Origin of the sequence: Mycobacterium sp. 141, assembly GCF_000382405.1 — a bacterium.
GTDB lineage: Bacteria > Actinomycetota > Actinomycetes > Mycobacteriales > Mycobacteriaceae > Mycobacterium.
In genome coordinates this window covers 96,318-114,126 of record NZ_KB908262.1, presented here as the reverse complement: position 1 = coordinate 114,126, position 17,809 = coordinate 96,318, and the positions used below count along the sequence as shown (strand labels likewise).

At 65.5% G+C, this 17,809-nt stretch carries 13 protein-coding genes; 7 read left to right on the top strand and 6 right to left on the bottom strand.

Annotated features, from left to right (window positions below):
* Nucleotides 1-304: 304 nt before the first annotated feature.
* The 4 genes from H276_RS0113060 to H276_RS0113040 all read left to right on the top strand — a co-directional run bounded on the left by H276_RS0113060 (nucleotide 305) and on the right by H276_RS0113040 (nucleotide 4,901).
* On the top strand, nucleotides 305-1,789 hold the full coding sequence (locus tag H276_RS0113060) for an NAD(P)-binding domain-containing protein (protein WP_081625466.1): 1,485 nt from the start codon (nucleotides 305-307) through the stop codon (nucleotides 1,787-1,789).
* A 111-nt stretch (nucleotides 1,790-1,900) separates the two neighbouring features.
* Nucleotides 1,901-2,488, top strand: a complete 588-nt coding sequence (locus tag H276_RS0113055; protein WP_081625465.1) for a TetR/AcrR family transcriptional regulator — start codon at nucleotides 1,901-1,903, stop codon at nucleotides 2,486-2,488.
* 259 nt (nucleotides 2,489-2,747) lie between these two features.
* Nucleotides 2,748-3,158 carry a cupin domain-containing protein gene (locus tag H276_RS0113050; RefSeq protein ID WP_231376666.1) on the top strand — a complete coding sequence of 137 codons (411 nt, stop codon included), beginning with the start codon at nucleotides 2,748-2,750 and terminating at the stop codon, nucleotides 3,156-3,158.
* A gap of 252 nt (nucleotides 3,159-3,410) precedes the next feature.
* On the top strand, nucleotides 3,411-4,901 hold the full coding sequence (locus tag H276_RS0113040) for an APC family permease (RefSeq protein WP_019971756.1): 1,491 nt from the start codon (nucleotides 3,411-3,413) through the stop codon (nucleotides 4,899-4,901).
* A gap of 132 nt (nucleotides 4,902-5,033) precedes the next feature.
* Here H276_RS0113040 and H276_RS0113035 read toward each other — a convergent pair whose 3' ends face one another.
* Together H276_RS0113035 and H276_RS0113030 are read right to left on the bottom strand one after the other, a co-directional pair.
* Nucleotides 5,034-5,255, bottom strand: coding sequence for a hypothetical protein (locus tag H276_RS0113035; RefSeq protein ID WP_019971755.1), 222 nt, complete (start codon nucleotides 5,253-5,255; stop codon nucleotides 5,034-5,036).
* A 175-nt stretch (nucleotides 5,256-5,430) separates the two neighbouring features.
* Nucleotides 5,431-6,192: a bifunctional 2-polyprenyl-6-hydroxyphenol methylase/3-demethylubiquinol 3-O-methyltransferase UbiG gene (locus tag H276_RS0113030; RefSeq protein WP_019971754.1), complete on the bottom strand. Its 762-nt coding sequence runs from the start codon at nucleotides 6,190-6,192 to the stop codon at nucleotides 5,431-5,433.
* A 33-nt stretch (nucleotides 6,193-6,225) separates the two neighbouring features.
* Between H276_RS0113030 and H276_RS0113025 the strand changes: the two genes are divergently transcribed.
* The gene (locus tag H276_RS0113025) at nucleotides 6,226-7,413 is read left to right on the top strand and encodes a glycosyltransferase family 4 protein (protein WP_036461008.1); all 1,188 of its coding nucleotides are present in this window, start codon (nucleotides 6,226-6,228) and stop codon (nucleotides 7,411-7,413) included.
* 450 nt (nucleotides 7,414-7,863) lie between these two features.
* Here H276_RS0113025 and H276_RS0113020 read toward each other — a convergent pair whose 3' ends face one another.
* Both H276_RS0113020 and H276_RS0113015 read right to left on the bottom strand, forming a co-directional pair.
* Nucleotides 7,864-9,552: a hypothetical protein gene (locus tag H276_RS0113020; protein ID WP_081625464.1), complete on the bottom strand. Its 1,689-nt coding sequence runs from the start codon at nucleotides 9,550-9,552 to the stop codon at nucleotides 7,864-7,866.
* Nucleotides 9,553-9,569: 17 nt separating this feature from the next.
* Entirely contained in the window at nucleotides 9,570-10,766 is a 1,197-nt protein-coding gene (locus H276_RS0113015) for a DUF3068 domain-containing protein (protein WP_026356940.1), read from the bottom strand.
* Nucleotides 10,767-10,994: 228 nt separating this feature from the next.
* Here H276_RS0113015 and H276_RS0113010 point away from each other — a divergent pair, with 228 nt between their 5' ends.
* Nucleotides 10,995-12,119, top strand: a complete 1,125-nt coding sequence (locus H276_RS0113010) for an acyltransferase (RefSeq protein ID WP_051111438.1) — start codon at nucleotides 10,995-10,997, stop codon at nucleotides 12,117-12,119.
* A 7-nt stretch (nucleotides 12,120-12,126) separates the two neighbouring features.
* Here H276_RS0113010 and H276_RS0113005 read toward each other — a convergent pair whose 3' ends face one another.
* The gene (locus H276_RS0113005; protein WP_036461033.1) at nucleotides 12,127-12,456 is read right to left on the bottom strand and encodes a GNAT family N-acetyltransferase; all 330 of its coding nucleotides are present in this window, start codon (nucleotides 12,454-12,456) and stop codon (nucleotides 12,127-12,129) included.
* A 156-nt stretch (nucleotides 12,457-12,612) separates the two neighbouring features.
* On the opposite strand from H276_RS0113005, the gene H276_RS0113000 reads away from it, so the two are divergent.
* A complete protein-coding gene (locus H276_RS0113000) occupies nucleotides 12,613-13,551 on the top strand; it encodes a R2-like ligand-binding oxidase (RefSeq protein WP_019971748.1) in 939 nt (312 codons plus the stop codon).
* On the opposite strand, the gene H276_RS0112995 is transcribed toward H276_RS0113000, so the two are convergent.
* Entirely contained in the window at nucleotides 13,485-17,795 is a 4,311-nt protein-coding gene (locus tag H276_RS0112995; protein ID WP_196807906.1) for an alpha-(1->3)-arabinofuranosyltransferase, read from the bottom strand. The genes H276_RS0113000 and H276_RS0112995 overlap by 67 nt on opposite strands.
* Nucleotides 17,796-17,809 lie beyond the last annotated feature (14 nt).

Genomic DNA, 17,809 nt, shown 5'->3' with positions numbered 1-17,809 from the left:
TGCGTTCGCCAGATGGGTAGACAGCCCTCTCATGTGACGAACGCAGATCCCGCTGTTTTCTGCGCATCGGCGTAGCGGCATTGACATGTCAGGAATGCGCAACAGCTGTCCTGGTTATCTCTGACATTTTTTCACTTGTCAGTAATACCTGGAATTTCTGTCTGACTCCCGGGAAATATCCCGGTGTAAAAGGCATCACCCGTTCCCGGAAATCGGGATTCCTTGGCTGCTGCCTTGATGCGCAAATCAACTCGCGACGTTGGACACCCACAACCCGCAAAAAATTTAGGAACAGGAAAGTAACATGGCATTACGAGTCGGAATTATCGGTGCCGGCCCCAGCGGCTTGGCGCAGCTGCGGGCGTTCGAATCAGCACGCCAAAAAGGGGCTGAGATCCCCGAAATCACATGCTTCGAGAAGCAAAGCGAGTGGGGCGGCCAGTGGAACAGCACCTGGCGCATCGGCCTGGACAATTACGGCGAGCCGGTGCACTCCAGCATGTACCGCCACCTGTGGTCCAACGGGCCCAAGGAGTGCCTGGAATTCTCGGACTACTCGTTTGACGAGCACTTCGGCCGCCCGATTTCCTCCTTCCCGCCGCGCGAGGTTCTCTTCGATTACATCAAGGGCCGTGTCGAGAAGTCCGACGTTCGCAAGTATGTCAAGTTCAACACCGTTGCCCGCCATACCAGCTACAACGAGGACACGCAGGAATTCACTGTCACGGTTGAGAATCTCAAGACCAACCAGACGGAAACCTACGTGTTCGACAAGCTCGTGGTGGCCACTGGTCACTTCCACGTTCCTGCGATTCCCGAGTTCGAGGGCATCAAGACGTTCCCGGGCGAGGTCATGCACGCCCACGATTTCCGCGGCGCGGAGCGCTTTTACGGCAAGCGGTTGCTGATGATCGGCAGCAGCTATTCCGCCGAGGACATCGGCATGCAGTCCCACAAGATGGGTGCGGCGTCCATCACCATGAGCTACCGCACGAACCCGATGGGCTATCACTGGCCCTGGAACACCGTGGAGCGTCCGCTGGTCACCCGCTTCGAGGGCAACACCGCATATTTCAGTGACGGCACCCAAGACGATTTCGACGCGGTCGTGCTGTGCACCGGATACCAGCACAAGTATCCGTTCCTGCCCAGCGAGCTCTCGCTGTCCTCGCCGAACGTGCTGTACCCGGCCAACCTCTACAAGGGCGTGGTGTGGCAGCAGAACACCAACCTGTTCTATCTCGGCGCGCAGGACCAGTACTACACGTTCAACATGTTCGACGCACAGGCGTGGTTTGCTCGCGATGTCATGACCGGAGTGATCGAGCTCCCGTCATTCGACAAGCGCGAGGCGGATATCGAGCTCTGGCTCGAGCGTCAAGCCACGCTCCCCGATCATGACGCGGAGGCGGAATTCCAGACCGACTACGTGCGCGAACTTATCGACGCCACCGACTATCCGTCCTTTGACCTCGACGCGGTGTGCCAGTTGTTCAAGGACTGGATGCACAACAAGCACACCGACATCCTCGGCTACCGCGACGCGGTGCATACCTCCGCGATCACCGGCACCGTATCGGAAAAGCATCACACCCGCTGGATCAACGCCTTGGACGACACCATGGCGCGGTACCTCAACGGCCCCTCACAAGACGATGTCCGAGCGCCTGCCGGTCTCACCGACAGGCACCGGGGCGGCAAGGACGGGCAAGACGGTCCAGGCGCGGGGCCATCCCTGGTCCACCACACAGAAGTGCTCGAGTCCCGGGCGCGGCCAGCTCACACCTGAGCCGATGCTCCAGTCACCTGCCTTTCCCAAGATGGGAAACTCTGTAGTCCAAGCAATAGTCTTGGGGAAGATTCTCAGACGGAGTGAAACCAGGTGACTGGAGGGGTGGCTATGCGGGTGTCCGCAGACGAACGACGAGGACAGCTGATTTCAGCGACCCTGGAACTAATGAGGCGTAAAGGTGTTCAGTCAGTGACCATGCGGGCCATCGCCAAGGAGGCCAAGGCACCCTTGGCGACCGCACACTATTGCTTCGAGGATAAGAGCGAGCTCATGGACGCGGCCGCCGAAGCTTGGTTGAAGAACTTGAACCAATTTTCTCGCGACATTTCGGTTCACCTGGGACTCCGTAAGGCTGTGGAACAGGTGGCCGAAGAATACTGGCGCATGTTGACCGAAGAGCCCGCAAGCCTCCTCGCCGAGATCGAGCTCATCCTGTGGGCAACGCGAAATGCTTCCGTAAGCCCGCTGGCCGCAAAGATTTATCCTGCCTACGTGGTGGAGTTGGGAAATATCTTCTCCGCCGCAGCCGAAAACAACGGTGACAAGTGTGTCATGGAATTCACTACGCTCGTACGGTCATTTCTGATGATCTACGACGGAGCGGCCATTCAGTATATGACCGACCCTACGGCGACCGATTTCCGCGCCATGTTCTTCACAATGGTTGATGCACTTCTGATCAAGGCCGGCGTCTAAACCCGCGGGCCGTAACACCATCGACCCGACAGGTCGACCTGGACTCTACGCTCCGCAGTGAGAGACCAGGTCGGTGATGGAGGGCCTGGAGCCTGCGTCCTCATTGGCGTAGTCACCGAAAACTGTGTGTTAAGAAAGGTTGACAGATTCCGCGTTTTCTTTGAGGACTGTTGCCCATTTGAAAACGTCTGTCTTCCTTTTCCTGAATTATTGACGGGAGCCTTCCGTAATACGGATTGCTCTGAGAAACGGATAGCAAATGACGAAATCCACCAACCCGCCTTCGACACTGACGACGGGGAAAGCAATCGATTCCTGGCCGGCGAAACCCGTGGAGGCCATGAAGGATGAATGGCCTCGGATGCGCTGCAGGTTCGTAAACGCCGATCCTGTGGGTGCTTGGGATGATTTCATACTCTCGGAGTGGGAGATGGATCGCTGTGGTTGGGAGGACTTCCACCCGCACACAGAGACGGCCTTCGTTGTGGAAGGCGAACTCCATATCGAGTGCGACGGTGAGTCTGTCATTCTGGGACCAGGTGATTCGGCTCGCGTGAATGCCGGACGCTTGGGCCGGTACTGGGCGCCCGTCTACGCGCGGATGCTCACCACTTACGGACCCAACCCAGACGGTTTGGAATCTCACTCCTTCCGGTACTTCGAAATCTGAGATTCGTGTCCCTACCCAGCCGCTCGCAGACAACAAACGTGCGGCCTGCCCAATATCTGCGTGCACCTCGGTCTCGTGCGTTTTTTACTGGGCGGTGATGGGTGTCGCCGAGGGCATCCACCGTAGAGCTGCCACCCGGTTGCTCTTGTTGATCCTGCCGGACGACGGCAGGTAATGCCCTCTCAAATTGTCAGTAGGACTATTTATAACCTTTCGCCTTTATCAAAGGAAAATCTCATGAGTCAAGAAACTTTGGATGGAGCCGATCACCTGAAACGGTCGATCGACTGGAAGCAAGGGCTGGCCATCGCGCTGGGCGTGCCCTTGTTGATCCTGCCATCCTTGGGCTACTTGCCCAGCTACGTGGCGGCCGCCGCGATCCTTGTCTGGGGACTGTCAATCCTTCAGACCTTCTTCCAGAACACCGCCTACGCCGAATTGGCCACCACCTTCCCCGAAGCCTCTGGCCTGCCCGGTTTCGTGCAGCAGGTGTTCCGCACCGAAAACTACAAGGGCAAATACGACAAGGGAAAACTGCTCGGCGGCTCCTGTGCGTGGTTTTACGCCCTCGCCTGGAGTTCGGTGCTGTCGATCTTCTCCATCCTGGTCGGCGGTTACTTGGAGGGGCTGTTTCCGGGGCTGGCCGCACACTTCAGCGAATACCAGCTTGGCCTGATCTCGGGTGTGGTCATCTTCACCCTCTTGTCCGTGGTGAACTGGTTCGGCCTCAAGGACGGCGCCATCCTCGGGTACATCCTCGCAGCTGTGTCACTGATCCCCCTGGCCGTCCTGACTGTCGCGCCCTTTGCCACCGGCCACGTTGACATGGCCAACATCACCGACAACTGGATGCCGGCTGACTGGTCCTGGAACTCACATCACATCCTGATCCTCTTCGGCCTCTTCGCCATCGCCCTGTGGAGTACCGGAGGCTGGGAAACTGCCGCCATCTACGCCCCCGAATACAAGAAACCCGGCAAGGACGTCCCCAAAGCGCTGTATACCTGCGGCGTCATCTGCTTCTTCTCGTTCGTCCTGGTGCAAGCCGTAGTCATCGGTGTCCTCGGCGTCGACGGTGTACAGGCCGAACCCATCTCACCCCTCGTCCCCGTCGCCCATTCGGTCTTCGGCGATGCCGGTACCACCGTCACCATCATCATGCTGATCGCGGCGATGATCCTGATCATCCAAACCGCTTACCTGGGTTCCGCCCGCGCCCTGCACTCCATGGCAGAGGAAGGAAACCTGCCCCGAGTACTCGGCCACACGAATCGTCGGGGAACCCCGTTCGTTGCCATGTTCGCCGCCGCGGCATTCAACCTGGCGCTGCTATTTATCGGATCCATCCCGGCGATCCTGGCGGCCTCAGCCATCGGCTACACCTGCGCCAATGGCATCGGCCTGTTCGCCTACTTCAAAGCCAAGACGAATCCAGCCTTCGCCAACCTGGAACGACCTTTCAAGGCACCCAGGGGCTGGAAGTGGGTGGCCCTGGGCTTCGGCCTGTTCAATGTGCCGCTGTGTGTGATCGGTGTGGTCTACCTCAACAGCCTCGAAATCGGTTGGACCTCAACCTTGCTAGGCTTCGTCGTGCTCGCGGTATTCATACCAATCTGGCTGTATACGCAGCACGAGCTGAGGTCCGGTAAAGGTAAATCGGACGATGCGCTCACGGTGCACGCATCTGCTACCGGCGCAGAGTCTGCTTCAACCGCAGACATTCACGGACGCGGCACACCCTAGCCTCGATCCACTGTCAGACAGGGTGGTTGTCGGCGCGGGCTATAGCGACGATGTCGATGTAGTCCGCGCCGGCGGCACGAAGACCCTCTTTCAGGCGCGACACCGATCACATCAGGTGCCCGCGCGGGAAAATCAGCCGGCGTTCTCCAGCGCCACCAGGGCCGCAGCGACAGCGAAGAACTTGTTGGCACCCAGCTGGCGCACGGTCTTGATGTTGAACGCTTCCTCGAGGTGTTTGGCGTCGGCGTCGGTGACGCCGGCGAGCGCCGCAGGCGACGCATCCAGGATGTCCTTGAGAGTCTTCTCCTCGTATGCCTTGTCGAGCGATTTGGCCAAATCAACCGAGACTGCCATCGGGTTTCTCCCTAGAATCGTTTGCTACGGGTGGTCGAATGGGCGCCACCGTAGCTGGGCAACCTGAACATCGCCTGTCGGTTTCCTGGCAGGGTCGCGGCTCCTCGGGGTCTACGGGGGAGTGGGTGATCGCCTCGGCGGCGGGAAAACGAGAACTGTCCCGATCGGCGAATCCTCAGGGCTGGAGGACCAGCACCAGGTTGCTCACCAGAAACTCCCGCAACCCGGGGACGGAGGTCATCCACCAGGCCCATCGTGGATGGTAGCGGGGGAATGCGGCGACGAGCGCCCCGGTGCTGGCCGCCCACTGCAGTCCGTCGACAGCTGACACCGCGAATAGTGACGATCCGTAGTCGTTTTTCGGTCGGTGGCCGTGTTTTCGGGTGTACCTCTCGGCGGCGCGCGCCCCGCCGAGATAGTGCGTCAGCCCCATCTCGTGACCGCCGAACGGACCCAGCCACACCGTGTAGGACAGCACCACCAACCCGCCCGGCCGAGTGACCCGCAGCATCTCGTTGCCCAGCAGCCACGGTTGCGGCACATGCTCGGCCACATTGGACGACAGGCAGATGTCGACGCTGTCGTCGGTGAACGGCAGCGCCATCCCGGACGCCCGCACGAACCTGCCGCCAGCGACGTCACCCGCGGGACCCGCATGCATCTCGCGGGGATCGGGTTCGACACCGATGTAATGCATTCCGGCGGCCTCGAACGCGGAGGCGAAGTAGCCGGGCCCACCGCCCACGTCGACAACGGTGCGTCCCGTCGCGAGATCACCGGTGCAGCCGGTCCACAGATCGGTGACCATGGCAACCGTGTCATCGGCCAGCGCGCCGTAGAACCGGGCCGGTTCGGTCTGCTCGAAGCGGAACTCGCTCAGCAGACGTACTGAGCGCCGTAGGCCGGCCCGGCGGGCAAAGAGTGCGGTGGGCTGCACTCGCCCAAACTACTCACCGGTACCCTCGACACGATGTCCGACCGTCCCGTGCAGCCACAGGTTGGTGCTCCTCGCGTGCGTGCCGTCCTGCTGTTGTGTTGGCGCGATACCGGCCACCCGCAGGGCGGCGGCAGCGAGGCCTATGTACAGCGCATCGGCGCGTATCTGGCCGGTCGTGGAGTCGATGTCACCCTGCGCACGGCCCGGTATTCGGGTGCGGCCCGCAATGAAGTCGTCGACGGCGTGCGGATCAGCCGTGCCGGCGGCCGCCACACGGTCTACATCTGGGCCGGTCTGGCGATGGTCCTGGCCCGCATCGGTCTCGGGCCGCTGCGGCGCGTGAGACCCGATGTTGTCGTCGACACCCAGAATGGTCTGCCATTTCTGGCCCGGCTGGCGTTCGGCCGGCGGGTGGCGGTGCTGGTTCACCACTGCCACCGTGAGCTGTGGCCCGTGGCGGGGCCGGTGATGGGCCGGGTCGGGTGGTTCGTCGAGTCGCGGTTGTCGCCGCTGCTGCATCGATACAACCAGTACGTCACGGTGTCTTTGCCCTCGGCCCGCGACCTCAACGAACTCGGTGTGGATTCCAATCGAATCGCTGTGGTGCGCAACGGTCTTGACGAAGCCCCGGCGCAAAGCCTGGAATTACCGCGCTCATACACACCGCGCGTGGTGGTGCTGTCACGGCTGGTGCCGCACAAGCAGATCGAGGATGCGCTGGAAGCGATCGCGACGTTGCAGGCCAGCATCCCGGACCTACACCTGGACATCCTCGGCGACGGCTGGTGGCGGCAGCGCCTGGTCGACCACGCCGAATTGCTCGGCATCAGCGACGCGGTGACGTTCCACGGCCACGTCGACGATGTGACCAAACACCGTGTGCTGCAACAGAGTTGGGTGCATGTGCTGCCGTCCCGCAAGGAAGGCTGGGGGCTGGCGGTGACCGAGGCCGCCCAGCACGGCGTACCCACCATTGGCTATCGCGCCTCGGGTGGGCTGACCGATTCGATCGTCGACGGAGTGACCGGACTGCTGGTCGAGGACCGCGACGGCCTCGTCGAAGGACTCGGCCGGCTGCTGTCCGACGGTGTCCTGCGGGTCCAGCTGGGCAGCAAGGCGCAGACCCGTAGTGACGAATTCTCCTGGGCGCAGAGTGCCGAGGCGATGCGCACCGTGCTGGAGTCTGTGCGCGACGGGCGTTACATCAGCGGCCTGGTCTAAGTTTCACAACAGTCACATCCGTCACCGTGCCGAGACCGTAGTGGGTGTGCCCGGCTATTAGCGACAAAGTCGCGGAAATCGCCACATAGGCACCACAGGCATCAGTCGTCTCGCGTCGGCCAATCCCATGCACCAATTTGGCACCACAGGACCCTTTCCGTCGCACTGGTTACGTGCCCGCGCTGCGAGCGACAAGGTCGCCGATATGCGGGCGCAGAATATTCTGTTGCTGGTGCGACTGGCGTTGTTGGCGCGTTCAGTGAGGTTCGTCGCGCGGTGTCGCAGTGAACAGCGTTGCGGTTGAGGCGATTTCCGCGACTTTGTCGCTAACAGCCGGGCACAACGCTTGTGCTCTCGGGACCGGGACTGATGTGGCGGGTGTGACTGCCCCGGGTGTGTCGTCCGCGGCCGTGACCCGGTGGCCGCTGCCACGTACGGCCACGCCCTGCGCTAGCCGCGCCGATGCGACGAGCGCGCGGTCTGCACTGCCAACCCGATCCCGGCAGCCATCAGCAAACCCAGCCAGACCAGGTGCGCGGCGATCAGGATGCCGCGATGCGCTGCCGCGGGCGCCGAGCCGCCGATCCGCTGCACCGCGACATCGCCGCCGGTCTCACGAACCACCCAGCCGACACCGGCGTCGGCCAGTTGCTGCGGTGACGCTCCGGACAGCAGCAATTGCTGCACGGCGCGTGCTCGGGCGCCCTCGCCCGGCACGATGTGCCCGCCGATCGACAGATCGCCGGTGCTGAAGACTTCGGCGCGCAGCCAGCGGGGCAGCGGGTCGAGTACCGGTGCCGACCCGGCCCAGGGGAACTGCCGCATGATGTCGGGCGGGAGCACCGCCACCGGCCGAGGATCGGCATTGATCTGGGCGGCGGCGGTCGTCCAGGTGGTCGGATAGCGCACGGCGCGCATCTGGCCGCCCACGCCCCACGCCAGGTCGGGCAGTACTGCGATCAATGCCGCACAACACACCGCAGCTGTCGCGGTCGTGGAGAGCCGGCGTCGCATCGTCAGCGGAGCTGCCGCGGCCGCCAACGTATATCCGGGCATGGCCAGTGCCACCCACTTCTGCCCGTCGCGCAGCACACCAAGCCCGGGAACTGTTCGCACCACAGCCTCGACGAGTGCCATCCCGGGCCCGGTCGCCGTCAATGCCGGGCCGACGACAGCGACAGCGGCCAGGACCAGCAGCGGCAGCGTCATACGTCTGGCGGGATTGCGCAATACGACCGGCAGGCCCGCCGCCACCACCCCGAGCAGCACCAGCGTGGCCGGCAATGCGAACAACGAGGCTCGCGACGCCGGTGTGGCTGCACTGTTCCAGATACCGCCGAGCCCGGCCAGGCTGCCCAGTGCGCCCAGCCCGGGTTCGGCGCGCGCGGCGAACGCGTGGATTCCGGCCGACAACTCCGCCGCCGACGCCGACGAGTTCACCGCACCCCCCACCAGTGCCGCGGTCAACCAGGGTGTCGCGGCCAGCGCCGCGGCGACCATGCTCAATCCCGCGACCCGGGCCCGTCCCCAGCCGTCACCGGGTACCGCGACGCAGGTCAGTGCCACCACCATGGCCAGCAGCAGACCCGTCGGTGTCAGCCCGGCCACAGCGGTCCAGAACGCCAGTGCGAACGCAGCTCCTCGCGTGCGGGGGTTTGTTTGTCCTCCTCGCGTGCGGGGGTTGGTTTGTCCTCCTCGCGTGCGGGACCCGGTGCGCAGCCGTATCGCCGCGGTCGCGACCCACGGCAGGCAGCCGTAACCGACCAGCAGACTCCAATGGCCCTGCAGTAATCGCTCGGCGACATACGGATTCCACCCGGCCAGCGTTGCGGCGATGAACTGCCCGGCCCGGCCTGCGTCGGGAAGAACGCCGGCGGCCAGCCGTGCGGCCCCCCACGACGCCAGCCAGAGGCCGGCCACCAGCAATGCCTTGACGACCACGCCGCCATCGAGCACAGCCGACGTCACCGCGACGAAAAAGTCCTGAGGAACCGCGCGGGGGGCCGACTCGGACAGGCCCAGTGCAGCATCGGTCAGATACGAACGCGGCGTCGACACCGCGTCGCGCAACAGCAGATAGCCGGGCCCCAGCAGCGGCGCCGTCACCAACAACGACAGCGCCAGCGCGTAGGCCGGCAGCCAGAACCGGGACGAAATCAGACTGGTCGGTCCGGTGGCAGGTCAGAGGGCCGCTGTGCGGGCAGCTTTTCGGTCTTGGCCTCGGCGCCGGGCACTTGGATGCCTTGAGTGTCGAAGAATCCGTGGTCGGCGTTGTCCAGGCCCGGGTCGATCAGCGTCGACTCGGCGCGCAGCACGAACCAGGCCAGCAGCCCACCGCCGATCATCATGACCAGGCCCAGCGCGGTGAACGTGATCGGCAGGACTCGGGACCACAGCGCAACTCGGTCTCGTTCGTCGCGGGCGGACGCGACCTGCGACTCGATGGTGCTCTCGGTGGAGGTGACCTTGTAGTCGACGTAGGTGACCTCGGGCTTGAGGGCGTCCCGGGCGTAGTACTGGTAGCCGTGGTCGGTGGCCTTGACGATGGTGCCCGACACCGGATCCACCCAGAAGGTGCGTTGCGCGGCGTAGTACCGGTTCATCGTGATCTCTTCGTCCGGCTCGCCCGGCACACCCCACACCGAGGCGCGTGCCTTGACGGTGCTGTCCACGTCGTCCTCATACAGCGAGGCGTACTTCACCGGCTCGACCAGCTTGCCGTCGGCGTCGTAGCCGACGTTTTGGGTGAACCGGTAGGTGGTCAGCCCGTTGACGTCTTCTTCGCCGTCATAGTTCGCATCGAACGCCTTTTGCGCGATCGGGTCGAACATCTGGTAGGTCTTCTTCGCGGTGTCGAACGGGAACCGGTAGGTCAGCCCCTCGTGCGGCAGCGCGACGCTGGTGGGCGGCTTCTGGTCGTCCATGGAGCGCGGCCTTTGGATGGACCCGCCCGGGTTGGTATCCGAGGACACCGCCAACGCGGTGCTGCGGTTCATGGTGACCGTGTCGACCATCGCCAGCAGCAGGCCGGTGTCCTGCTGGCGGTCGGTCCGCCGCAGGGACGTGCCCACTTGCAGGGTCACCACATCGGCGTTCGCCGGGGCTTCGACGCTCATCTGCTGTTGCATTGCCACCGGCACGTTGCGGTCCACGGAGAACTTCTCGGCTGTCAACGAGGCCGGGTCGAACGCGGTCCCGGTGCCTTCGCTGACCAGCGTGGTGTCCAGGTTGAGCGGAATCTTGGCGATCTTGCCCTTGGTGTAGGTCGTCAGCAGCAGGGCGGCGATCAACAGGGCTGCACCCAACCCCATGAGTCCGCACGCCGCGATACGCAGCGCCACAGCGCGGTTCAAACCGGGCCTCCTTTGGTGTGGGCCAACTCGTCCTCCAGGCAAACCCGTTCGACCCTAACAGCACTATTTAAGGCCATCACTTACGACAAGGACATCTCGTGGCGGCAGCCCACCTCGGGTTTGGCGTGCCTGCGCCGTCCCGGCACACTGGTCGTCGTGGCAACCCGGCAATCGGACCCGAACTTCGAGGTCGGCGGGACGAGGACCTTCCTGCCGGCAGTCGAGGGCATGCGTGCCTGCGCCGCCATGGGTGTGGTGCTGACGCATGTGGCATTCCAGACGGGACACACCACCGGCGTGATGGGCCGCATCTTCGGCCGGTTCGACCTCGCTGTGGCGGTTTTCTTCGCGCTGTCGGGCTTCCTCTTGTGGCGCGGTCATGCGGCCGCCGCCCGCGGATTGCGCCCGCGGCCCCACACGGGCCACTACCTGCGGTCGCGGCTGGTCCGGATCATGCCCGGATATGTGGTGGCGGTCGTGGCGATCCTGCTGCTGCTCCCGGAGGCCAAGGCCGACTTCACGGTGTGGCTGGCCAATCTGAGCCTGACGCAGATCTACGTTCCGCTGACCTTGACCGCCGGGCTGACGCAGATGTGGAGCCTGTCGGTGGAGGTCACCTTCTATCTGGTGCTGCCGCTGCTGGCGCTGTTGGCCCGCCGCGTGCCGGTGCGGGCCCGGATCGGGGTCATCATCGCGGTGGGCCTGCTCAGCCTGGCCTGGGTGCGGATCCCGTTCGACGGCAGCACCGGGCTCAACCAGTGGAACTGGCCGCCGGCGTTCTTCTCGTGGTTCGCCGCGGGAATGGTCCTGGCCGAGCTCACCGTAACGCCGTTCGGCTGGGCGCACCGGCTGGGCCGGCGTCCGCTGCTCATGGCGCTGATCGCGGCGACGGCATTCGGGATCGCCGCATCGCCGCTGGCCGGGCTTGAGGGGTTGCGGCCGGGATCGGTCGAGCAGGTGACGTTGAAGACGGCGATGGGCGCCGTGCTCGCTGCTGCGGTGCTGGCCCCGCTGGTGTTGGATCGGCCCGGTACACCGCACCGGATCCTCGGCAGCCGGGTGATGGTGACGTTGGGCCGCTGGTCCTACGGGTTGTTCGTGTGGCACCTGGCCGCCTTGGCGATGGTGTTTCCGATGATCGGAGAGTTTCTGTTCAACGGCGGCATGCCGGCCGTGCTGGTGCTGACGTTGGTCTTCGGCTTCGCGCTCGCGGCCGTCAGCTACGCCCTGGTGGAGTCGCCGTGCCGGGAGGCATTGCGGCGCTGGGAGTACCGCAGCCAGCGTCCCGTCCCGCCGCTGGACAGCTCGATCACCGACGAACCAGAACCGGAGCCCGAACCGGCACTGCGCTGAGGGCCGGTCAGTAGCGGGCCCAGTCTGCGGCTTCGACGGCGGCCATGGCCTCGGGGGTGACCGGGTCGAGGATGTCGTCGAAGTCGTGGTGTTGTTTGACGTACTTGACGACGTACGGGCAGACCGCGACGATGCGCTTGCCCGCCGCGCGGGCGTCGGTCAGCGCCGCGGAAACCAGTTCGCCGGCCAGGCCGCGGCCGCTGAACCTGTCATCGATCTCGGTGTGGTAGAAAACGCGCTGATCGCCGGCGTCAACGTAGGCCTCGAGGCCGGCATGCTCGCCGTCGACGGTGATCTCGTACTGGTGCCTTTCCAAGATGTTGCGAACGTCAGCCATGATCTTCACTATGCCGCTACGGCGCCGACACACCGGCGCCGTAGCGCGCGATCTGAATTGCGGTGACGACCGCATCGCGGTGAAGAGCCTTTGACTGTGAGATACATCACAGTAAGATGGCCAGTGGTCACCCCACCTGGATCTGAGGAGGTCCAGATGTCGCACACACATTTCGGCTCGCTGAGCCGCGGCGGTCTCAACTGGGACAGCGTGCCGTTGCGATTGTTCGCCGGAGGGAATGCGAAGTTCTGGAATCCAGCGGATATCGACTTCTCCCGCGACCGGGCGGACTGGGAGGCGCTGACTGATCGCGAACGGGAATACGCCACCCGGCTGTGCGCCGAGTTCATCGCCGGCGAAGAGGCGGTCACCAAGGACATCCAGCCGTTCATGAGCGCGATGCGGGCCGAGGGACGGCTTGGCGATGAGATGTACCTGACCCAGTTCGCCTTCGAGGAGGCCAAGCACACGCAGGTGTTCCGGATGTGGCTCGACACAGTCGGTATCACCGACGATCTGCACAACTACTTCGATGACCTGCCGGCATATCGGCAGATGTTCTACGAGGAGCTTCCGGCCGCCCTCGACGCTCTCTACACCGACCCGTCACCGGCCGCTCAGGTGCGGGCATCGGTGACCTACAACCACATCGTCGAAGGCATGCTGGCGCTCACGGGATACTATGCGTGGCACAAGATTTGCGTTGATCGCGGCATCCTGCCGGGCATGCAGGAGCTGGTCGGCAGGATCGGTGACGACGAGCGGCGCCACATGGCGTGGGGTACGTTCACCTGCCGCAGACACGTCGCCGCCGACGACGCCAACTGGGCGGTGTTCGAAGCCCGGATGAATGAATTGATCCCGCTCGCACTGCAACTCACCGAGGAGGGCTTCGCTCTCTACGCCCCCGACATCCCCTTCGGCTTGGTCCAGGACGAGTTCATGCAGTACTCCGCAGACAAGGGCATGCGCCGGTTCGGCACGATCAGCAGCGCGCGGGGACGCCCGCTCGAGGAGATCGACCTCGACTATTCACCGCTGACATTGGAGGACACCTTCGCCGACGAGGATGCGGCCGCGCTCGCGTCGAGCTGAGCGCCTGATGCGCGCGGCCGGAACACCACTGTCGACGCCGCGACGAACGCCACCGATATCAACGCGAGCAACTGCACCCACGGTGAGTGCCCGACATACCCGTCGACCGAGCGCCACGGATTCTGCGACAGGACGGCCCCGGCGAGGATCAAGCCGCCCGCCGACAAGCCGAGGGTGATTCGGTCGCACGAGGATTCACGGTCGCGCAGCCAGTAGCGCACCCCTAGGGCGGCCGCGACGACGAGTACCCCCGGTATCCCGGAGATCGCCGCGCCGACCGCGAGCACGCCCAGGCACCTCAGCACCGGACCGGGCTGCCACGGTCGGGCCGCAGGCAGTTCCGGGGACCGGCGCCGCACCGGTAGCAGCGCCAACAGTGCCAGCAGCGGCAGCAGTGCCAGCCCGCCGATCAAACCGGCTCGGTAAGGGCGGTTTGAGTCGAACGACAACGTCACTGTGCCTGCCGTTCCGGCCGGAAGCACCCAGCCCTGCTGCCATCCGTTGACGGTCACCGGTTCGAGCCGGGTCCCCGCCGCGTCGCGGGCAATCCAGCCGGGGTTGATGCTCTCGGGCACCACCAGGATCCGCGAGGTCGACGTGGGCGTCACCCGCACCTCTCGACGGTCCGGTCCCCACTCCGGCGTCTCGGCGAGGGTCGTTGTCGCCGTGGGTAGTTGGCCATTGGGCGTGGATAGTACGATGCCGTCGACGACGAATGCCGCCCCCGGGCTGACGAGCAGCTCCTGCTGGCCGGCCGGCAGCGATATCGGATCGGTGCGGCACGGTTGCGCCGGGATCGGGTCGCCGTCGAGCAGCGCCGCGACTGTGGTGCGGACCGAGGTCTGGATGAACTGCCCCGCCACACCGATGATCGGGCCCTGCCCGCAGGGCAGTGAGACGATGCGGGCCCGGTTGGTGGCGGCATCGGCGGCGCCGATCGGCCGGCCGTGCGTATCGAACACCGAAACCTCGGCCAGCCCAGGCGGTTTGAGCTGATCGAAACCGAGTGACGTGCGGTCGATGACGTCGTTCCAGCTCAACAGTGAGACGGTGATGGTGTCCGTCACCCGCGGTTTGAGCTTGAAGGTCTGCGGTTCACCGGTACCCGGCAGCTTGCGCACCTGCGGGCCGTCGCCCAGGTCGATCGACACCAGCTTCGGGTGAGCCGGCGGCTCCGCCCCACCTGGATCGATGCGCAGCGCACCCACCTCGGCCGCGGCCGGCAGCTTGAGCGTCAGCGTGGGTGGCGCCTTGAACTGAACCACCCGCTGCGGAGCCGTCCACGAGGTGCGGGGATCGCCATCGGTGGCCGCGAATGACGAGCCGAGCACGTCGATCGGATCAGCGTCGCCAAAAGCTCTGGTGGTACCGGGTTGAGCGACCAGATCGGCCAGCTTGGGGCCTTGGCGGGCCCGCACCCACACCGTCGGGCGTACCTTGGTGGGCTCCGGAACGGTCAGCGTGCGGCTGAGGTTCACCGGCTCCTCGGAGGCCAGCGCCATCGCCGCCGCGCATCGCACCCCGACGGGGCTTTCGGCGCAGCCGGGCCGGCCCAGCAGCTCGGTACCCAGATCCCATTGCGCCACAGGCGAACCCGGCGGTGGCCCGGGCACATCGACGGTGTGCCGCAGGTTGATGGGGTGGGCGTAGCCGGATGCGTCGTATTGAGTGACGGCCAGATCGGTGATGCCGAACTGCACGCCCGGAGAGCCGTCGTCGGTGGCCACTGCGGTGATCCGCACCCACGGGGATTCCCCGACCGGCAGCGGTATGGTCAGCGGCTTGCCCGCGGCGTCGAACCGCAGCGTGCTGGTACCGGTCGCGGTGGCCACCTCGATGCGGCGGACCTGCGCGCCCACGGCGGTGGCACTCGGAGTGATGGTCAGGGTGGCGTTGGTGATCGGATGATCGAAGTTGATCTGCAGCCACTGGCCGACGGCGGACTGCAGGGCGTTGGACACCCACGCGGTCGACGGGTCCGAATCGATCGCCGCGGCCGGTCCCGTCGCGGGAGCGACGTTGGGCAGCGCCGTCGAATCCGCCGCCGAACTCGACACCGTCACGCGCCCGCCGTCCCAGTGGCCGTACACCGGCTCGGCCCCGCGGGACGGGTAATCCGGCACCCGGTTGTAGGTGTGCCGCGGATCGTCGGGCGTGCGGATCGCCGACGCATGGTCGTCGACCCGGCCGTAGTCGATCTCGCGGGCCTGCGGGGTATCGGTGATCACCACGCCGTGGCCGCCGACAGTGACGGGCAGCCCGGCACGCTGCGCGTCGGCGGTCAGCAGCATCGGTCCCAGCGGCGGCAGGCCGGACAGGCGGCGGCGCTCATTGAGACGCAACAGTGCCTCGGGTGCGCCGTCCACGCGGGCCATGGTGTCGGGGTCGACCAGATACGGTTTGCCCGCCGTCGCGGCGCCGTCGACCCGGTAGATCTGCACCGCGGGATAACGCGGCCGCAACCCGCTGTCGGCGATGAACCCCTCCAGCGTGCCCGGTCCGACGGGGTCGCCGAACTCGGCCACTTTGGTGAGCCCACCGGACCCTTCCACCGCCCGGTGCACCAGCACCGGGCGGGCCGACCGCGACGTATCCGGATCCAGGTCGTTGCGCACCACGACGTACGAAATACCTTGCTGGGCAAGGGTATCGGCGAGCCCTGCGGATGGTCGGCCGGCGGCGAACAACCGTTGCACCGAATCGAGCGCCCTGATGGTCTCCGGCGGGGTCAGCGGGATCGAGTCACGCACACCCCACGGGCTGTTGCCCAGCACCTGCAGCGGTTCGTCGTGGCTGGTGCCCCACACCTGGGTGGCGAACGGGGCACCCGGCGCCACCAGCACGCGGCCACGCTCGGTGTTGTGTTCGTCGAGCCAGTCGGCGGCGTCATGCCAGTACTGCGGGATCGCGCTGAAGGTACCCGGCGGTGCGATGCGGCCGGTCCAGGCGATCGAGGTGCCCGCCGCGAGCGCGGCCAGCACCACGATGCTCACCGCGACCCGCCGGTCCCGCTCCGGATGGGCGTACGCACTCACCCACACCGGGCGCGGGACGGTACCCGGCAATGGAATCCGGCCCAGCAGATGGACCAGGCCCAGGGCCAGCGGCAGGCGGATCACCGGTTCGAGTTTGTGCAGGTTGCGCAGCGGGGTGCCGGTGCCGTCGAGGAAGGCCTGCACCTGATGCGCAATGGGTGAGCCCAGGCCCCCGGAATAGCCCAGGCCCAGCAGCACGATGCCGATCAGCAGCATGGTGATCAGCCGGCCGCGGGCGGGCATCGAACGCAGCGCCAGCCCGGCCAGGCCCGCCGCGGCCACCAGCGTGGTGGCCAGCACCGCGACCGTGCTGGTCACCAGCGACGCCGCGGCGGTGGCATTGGGCGCGACGAACGGTGTCCAACTGTCGGTACCGCGCAGCATCTCGGTCAGCGAGGTCCACTGCGTGGTGACGCCGGAGGATTCGATGAAGTCCAGGAACGGCGGGCTGATCCGGCCCAACATCACCAGCGCGATCACCCACCAGGTGACAGCCAGCGCCGTGCAGCCGAACCACCACACGGTGAATCGCAGCCACAGCTTGTTCGGCCGGTGACAGGCCCACCAGATCAGCGCGGCCAGGCATCCGGTCAGGGTTGCGACGGCGTTGACCGCACCCATCAGGGCGACCGCGCCGGCCGATCGGGCCGCCATCAGCCGGATGTTGTGCCGTCCCTGCCGGCCTACTCCCACCCCTCCGGTCCCGCCCAACGCGAGGATCACCGGCAGCAGCACCCATGGCGCCAGCATCATCGGCAGCGTCTCCGACGAGATCGCGCCAAGCGTGGTCAGCACCCGCGGGCACAACGCGAACGCGAACGCGCCGAGCACCCGCGAGCTGGTGCTGCCGATACCCAGGGCCTCGGCGACCCGCAGCAGGCCCCAGAACCCGACGACCAGCAGCAACGCCCACCACAACCGCTGGGTGATCCAGCCGGGCACCCCGAGCTCATGGCTGATGAGAAAGAAGGTGCCGTGCGGGAACAGATAGCCGTATGCCTGGTTCTGAGCCTGCCCGAACGGCAGGTCGCTGTTCCACAGGTTGAACGCGCGGGCCAGGAACCGCAGCGGGTTGGCGGTCAGGTCGAGCTTGGTGTCGGGGGAGATCTGCCCGGGCGACTGCGCGAAGGTCAGGACGAGAGCGACCGCGGTGACCAGCCATAACCAGCGCCGGGAGAGCGGCGCGGTGGGACTGCGTTCGGCGTGCAGGAGCGGAGCGACCG

Excerpts from the sequence above, each read along its gene's own strand:
- H276_RS0113005 (WP_036461033.1), bottom strand. The coding sequence starts at position 12,456 with ATGGCTGACGTTCGCAACATCTTGGAAAGGCACCAGTACGAGATCACC.
- H276_RS0113000 (WP_019971748.1), top strand. The coding sequence starts at position 12,613 with ATGTCGCACACACATTTCGGCTCGCTGAGCCGCGGCGGTCTCAACTGG.
- H276_RS0113025 (WP_036461008.1), top strand. The coding sequence starts at position 6,226 with ATGTCCGACCGTCCCGTGCAGCCACAGGTTGGTGCTCCTCGCGTGCGT.
- H276_RS0113010 (WP_051111438.1), top strand. The coding sequence starts at position 10,995 with ATGCGTGCCTGCGCCGCCATGGGTGTGGTGCTGACGCATGTGGCATTC.
- H276_RS0113060 (WP_081625466.1), top strand. The coding sequence starts at position 305 with ATGGCATTACGAGTCGGAATTATCGGTGCCGGCCCCAGCGGCTTGGCG.
- H276_RS0113055 (WP_081625465.1), top strand. The coding sequence starts at position 1,901 with ATGCGGGTGTCCGCAGACGAACGACGAGGACAGCTGATTTCAGCGACC.
- H276_RS0113050 (WP_231376666.1), top strand. The coding sequence starts at position 2,748 with ATGACGAAATCCACCAACCCGCCTTCGACACTGACGACGGGGAAAGCA.
- H276_RS0113035 (WP_019971755.1), bottom strand. The coding sequence starts at position 5,255 with ATGGCAGTCTCGGTTGATTTGGCCAAATCGCTCGACAAGGCATACGAG.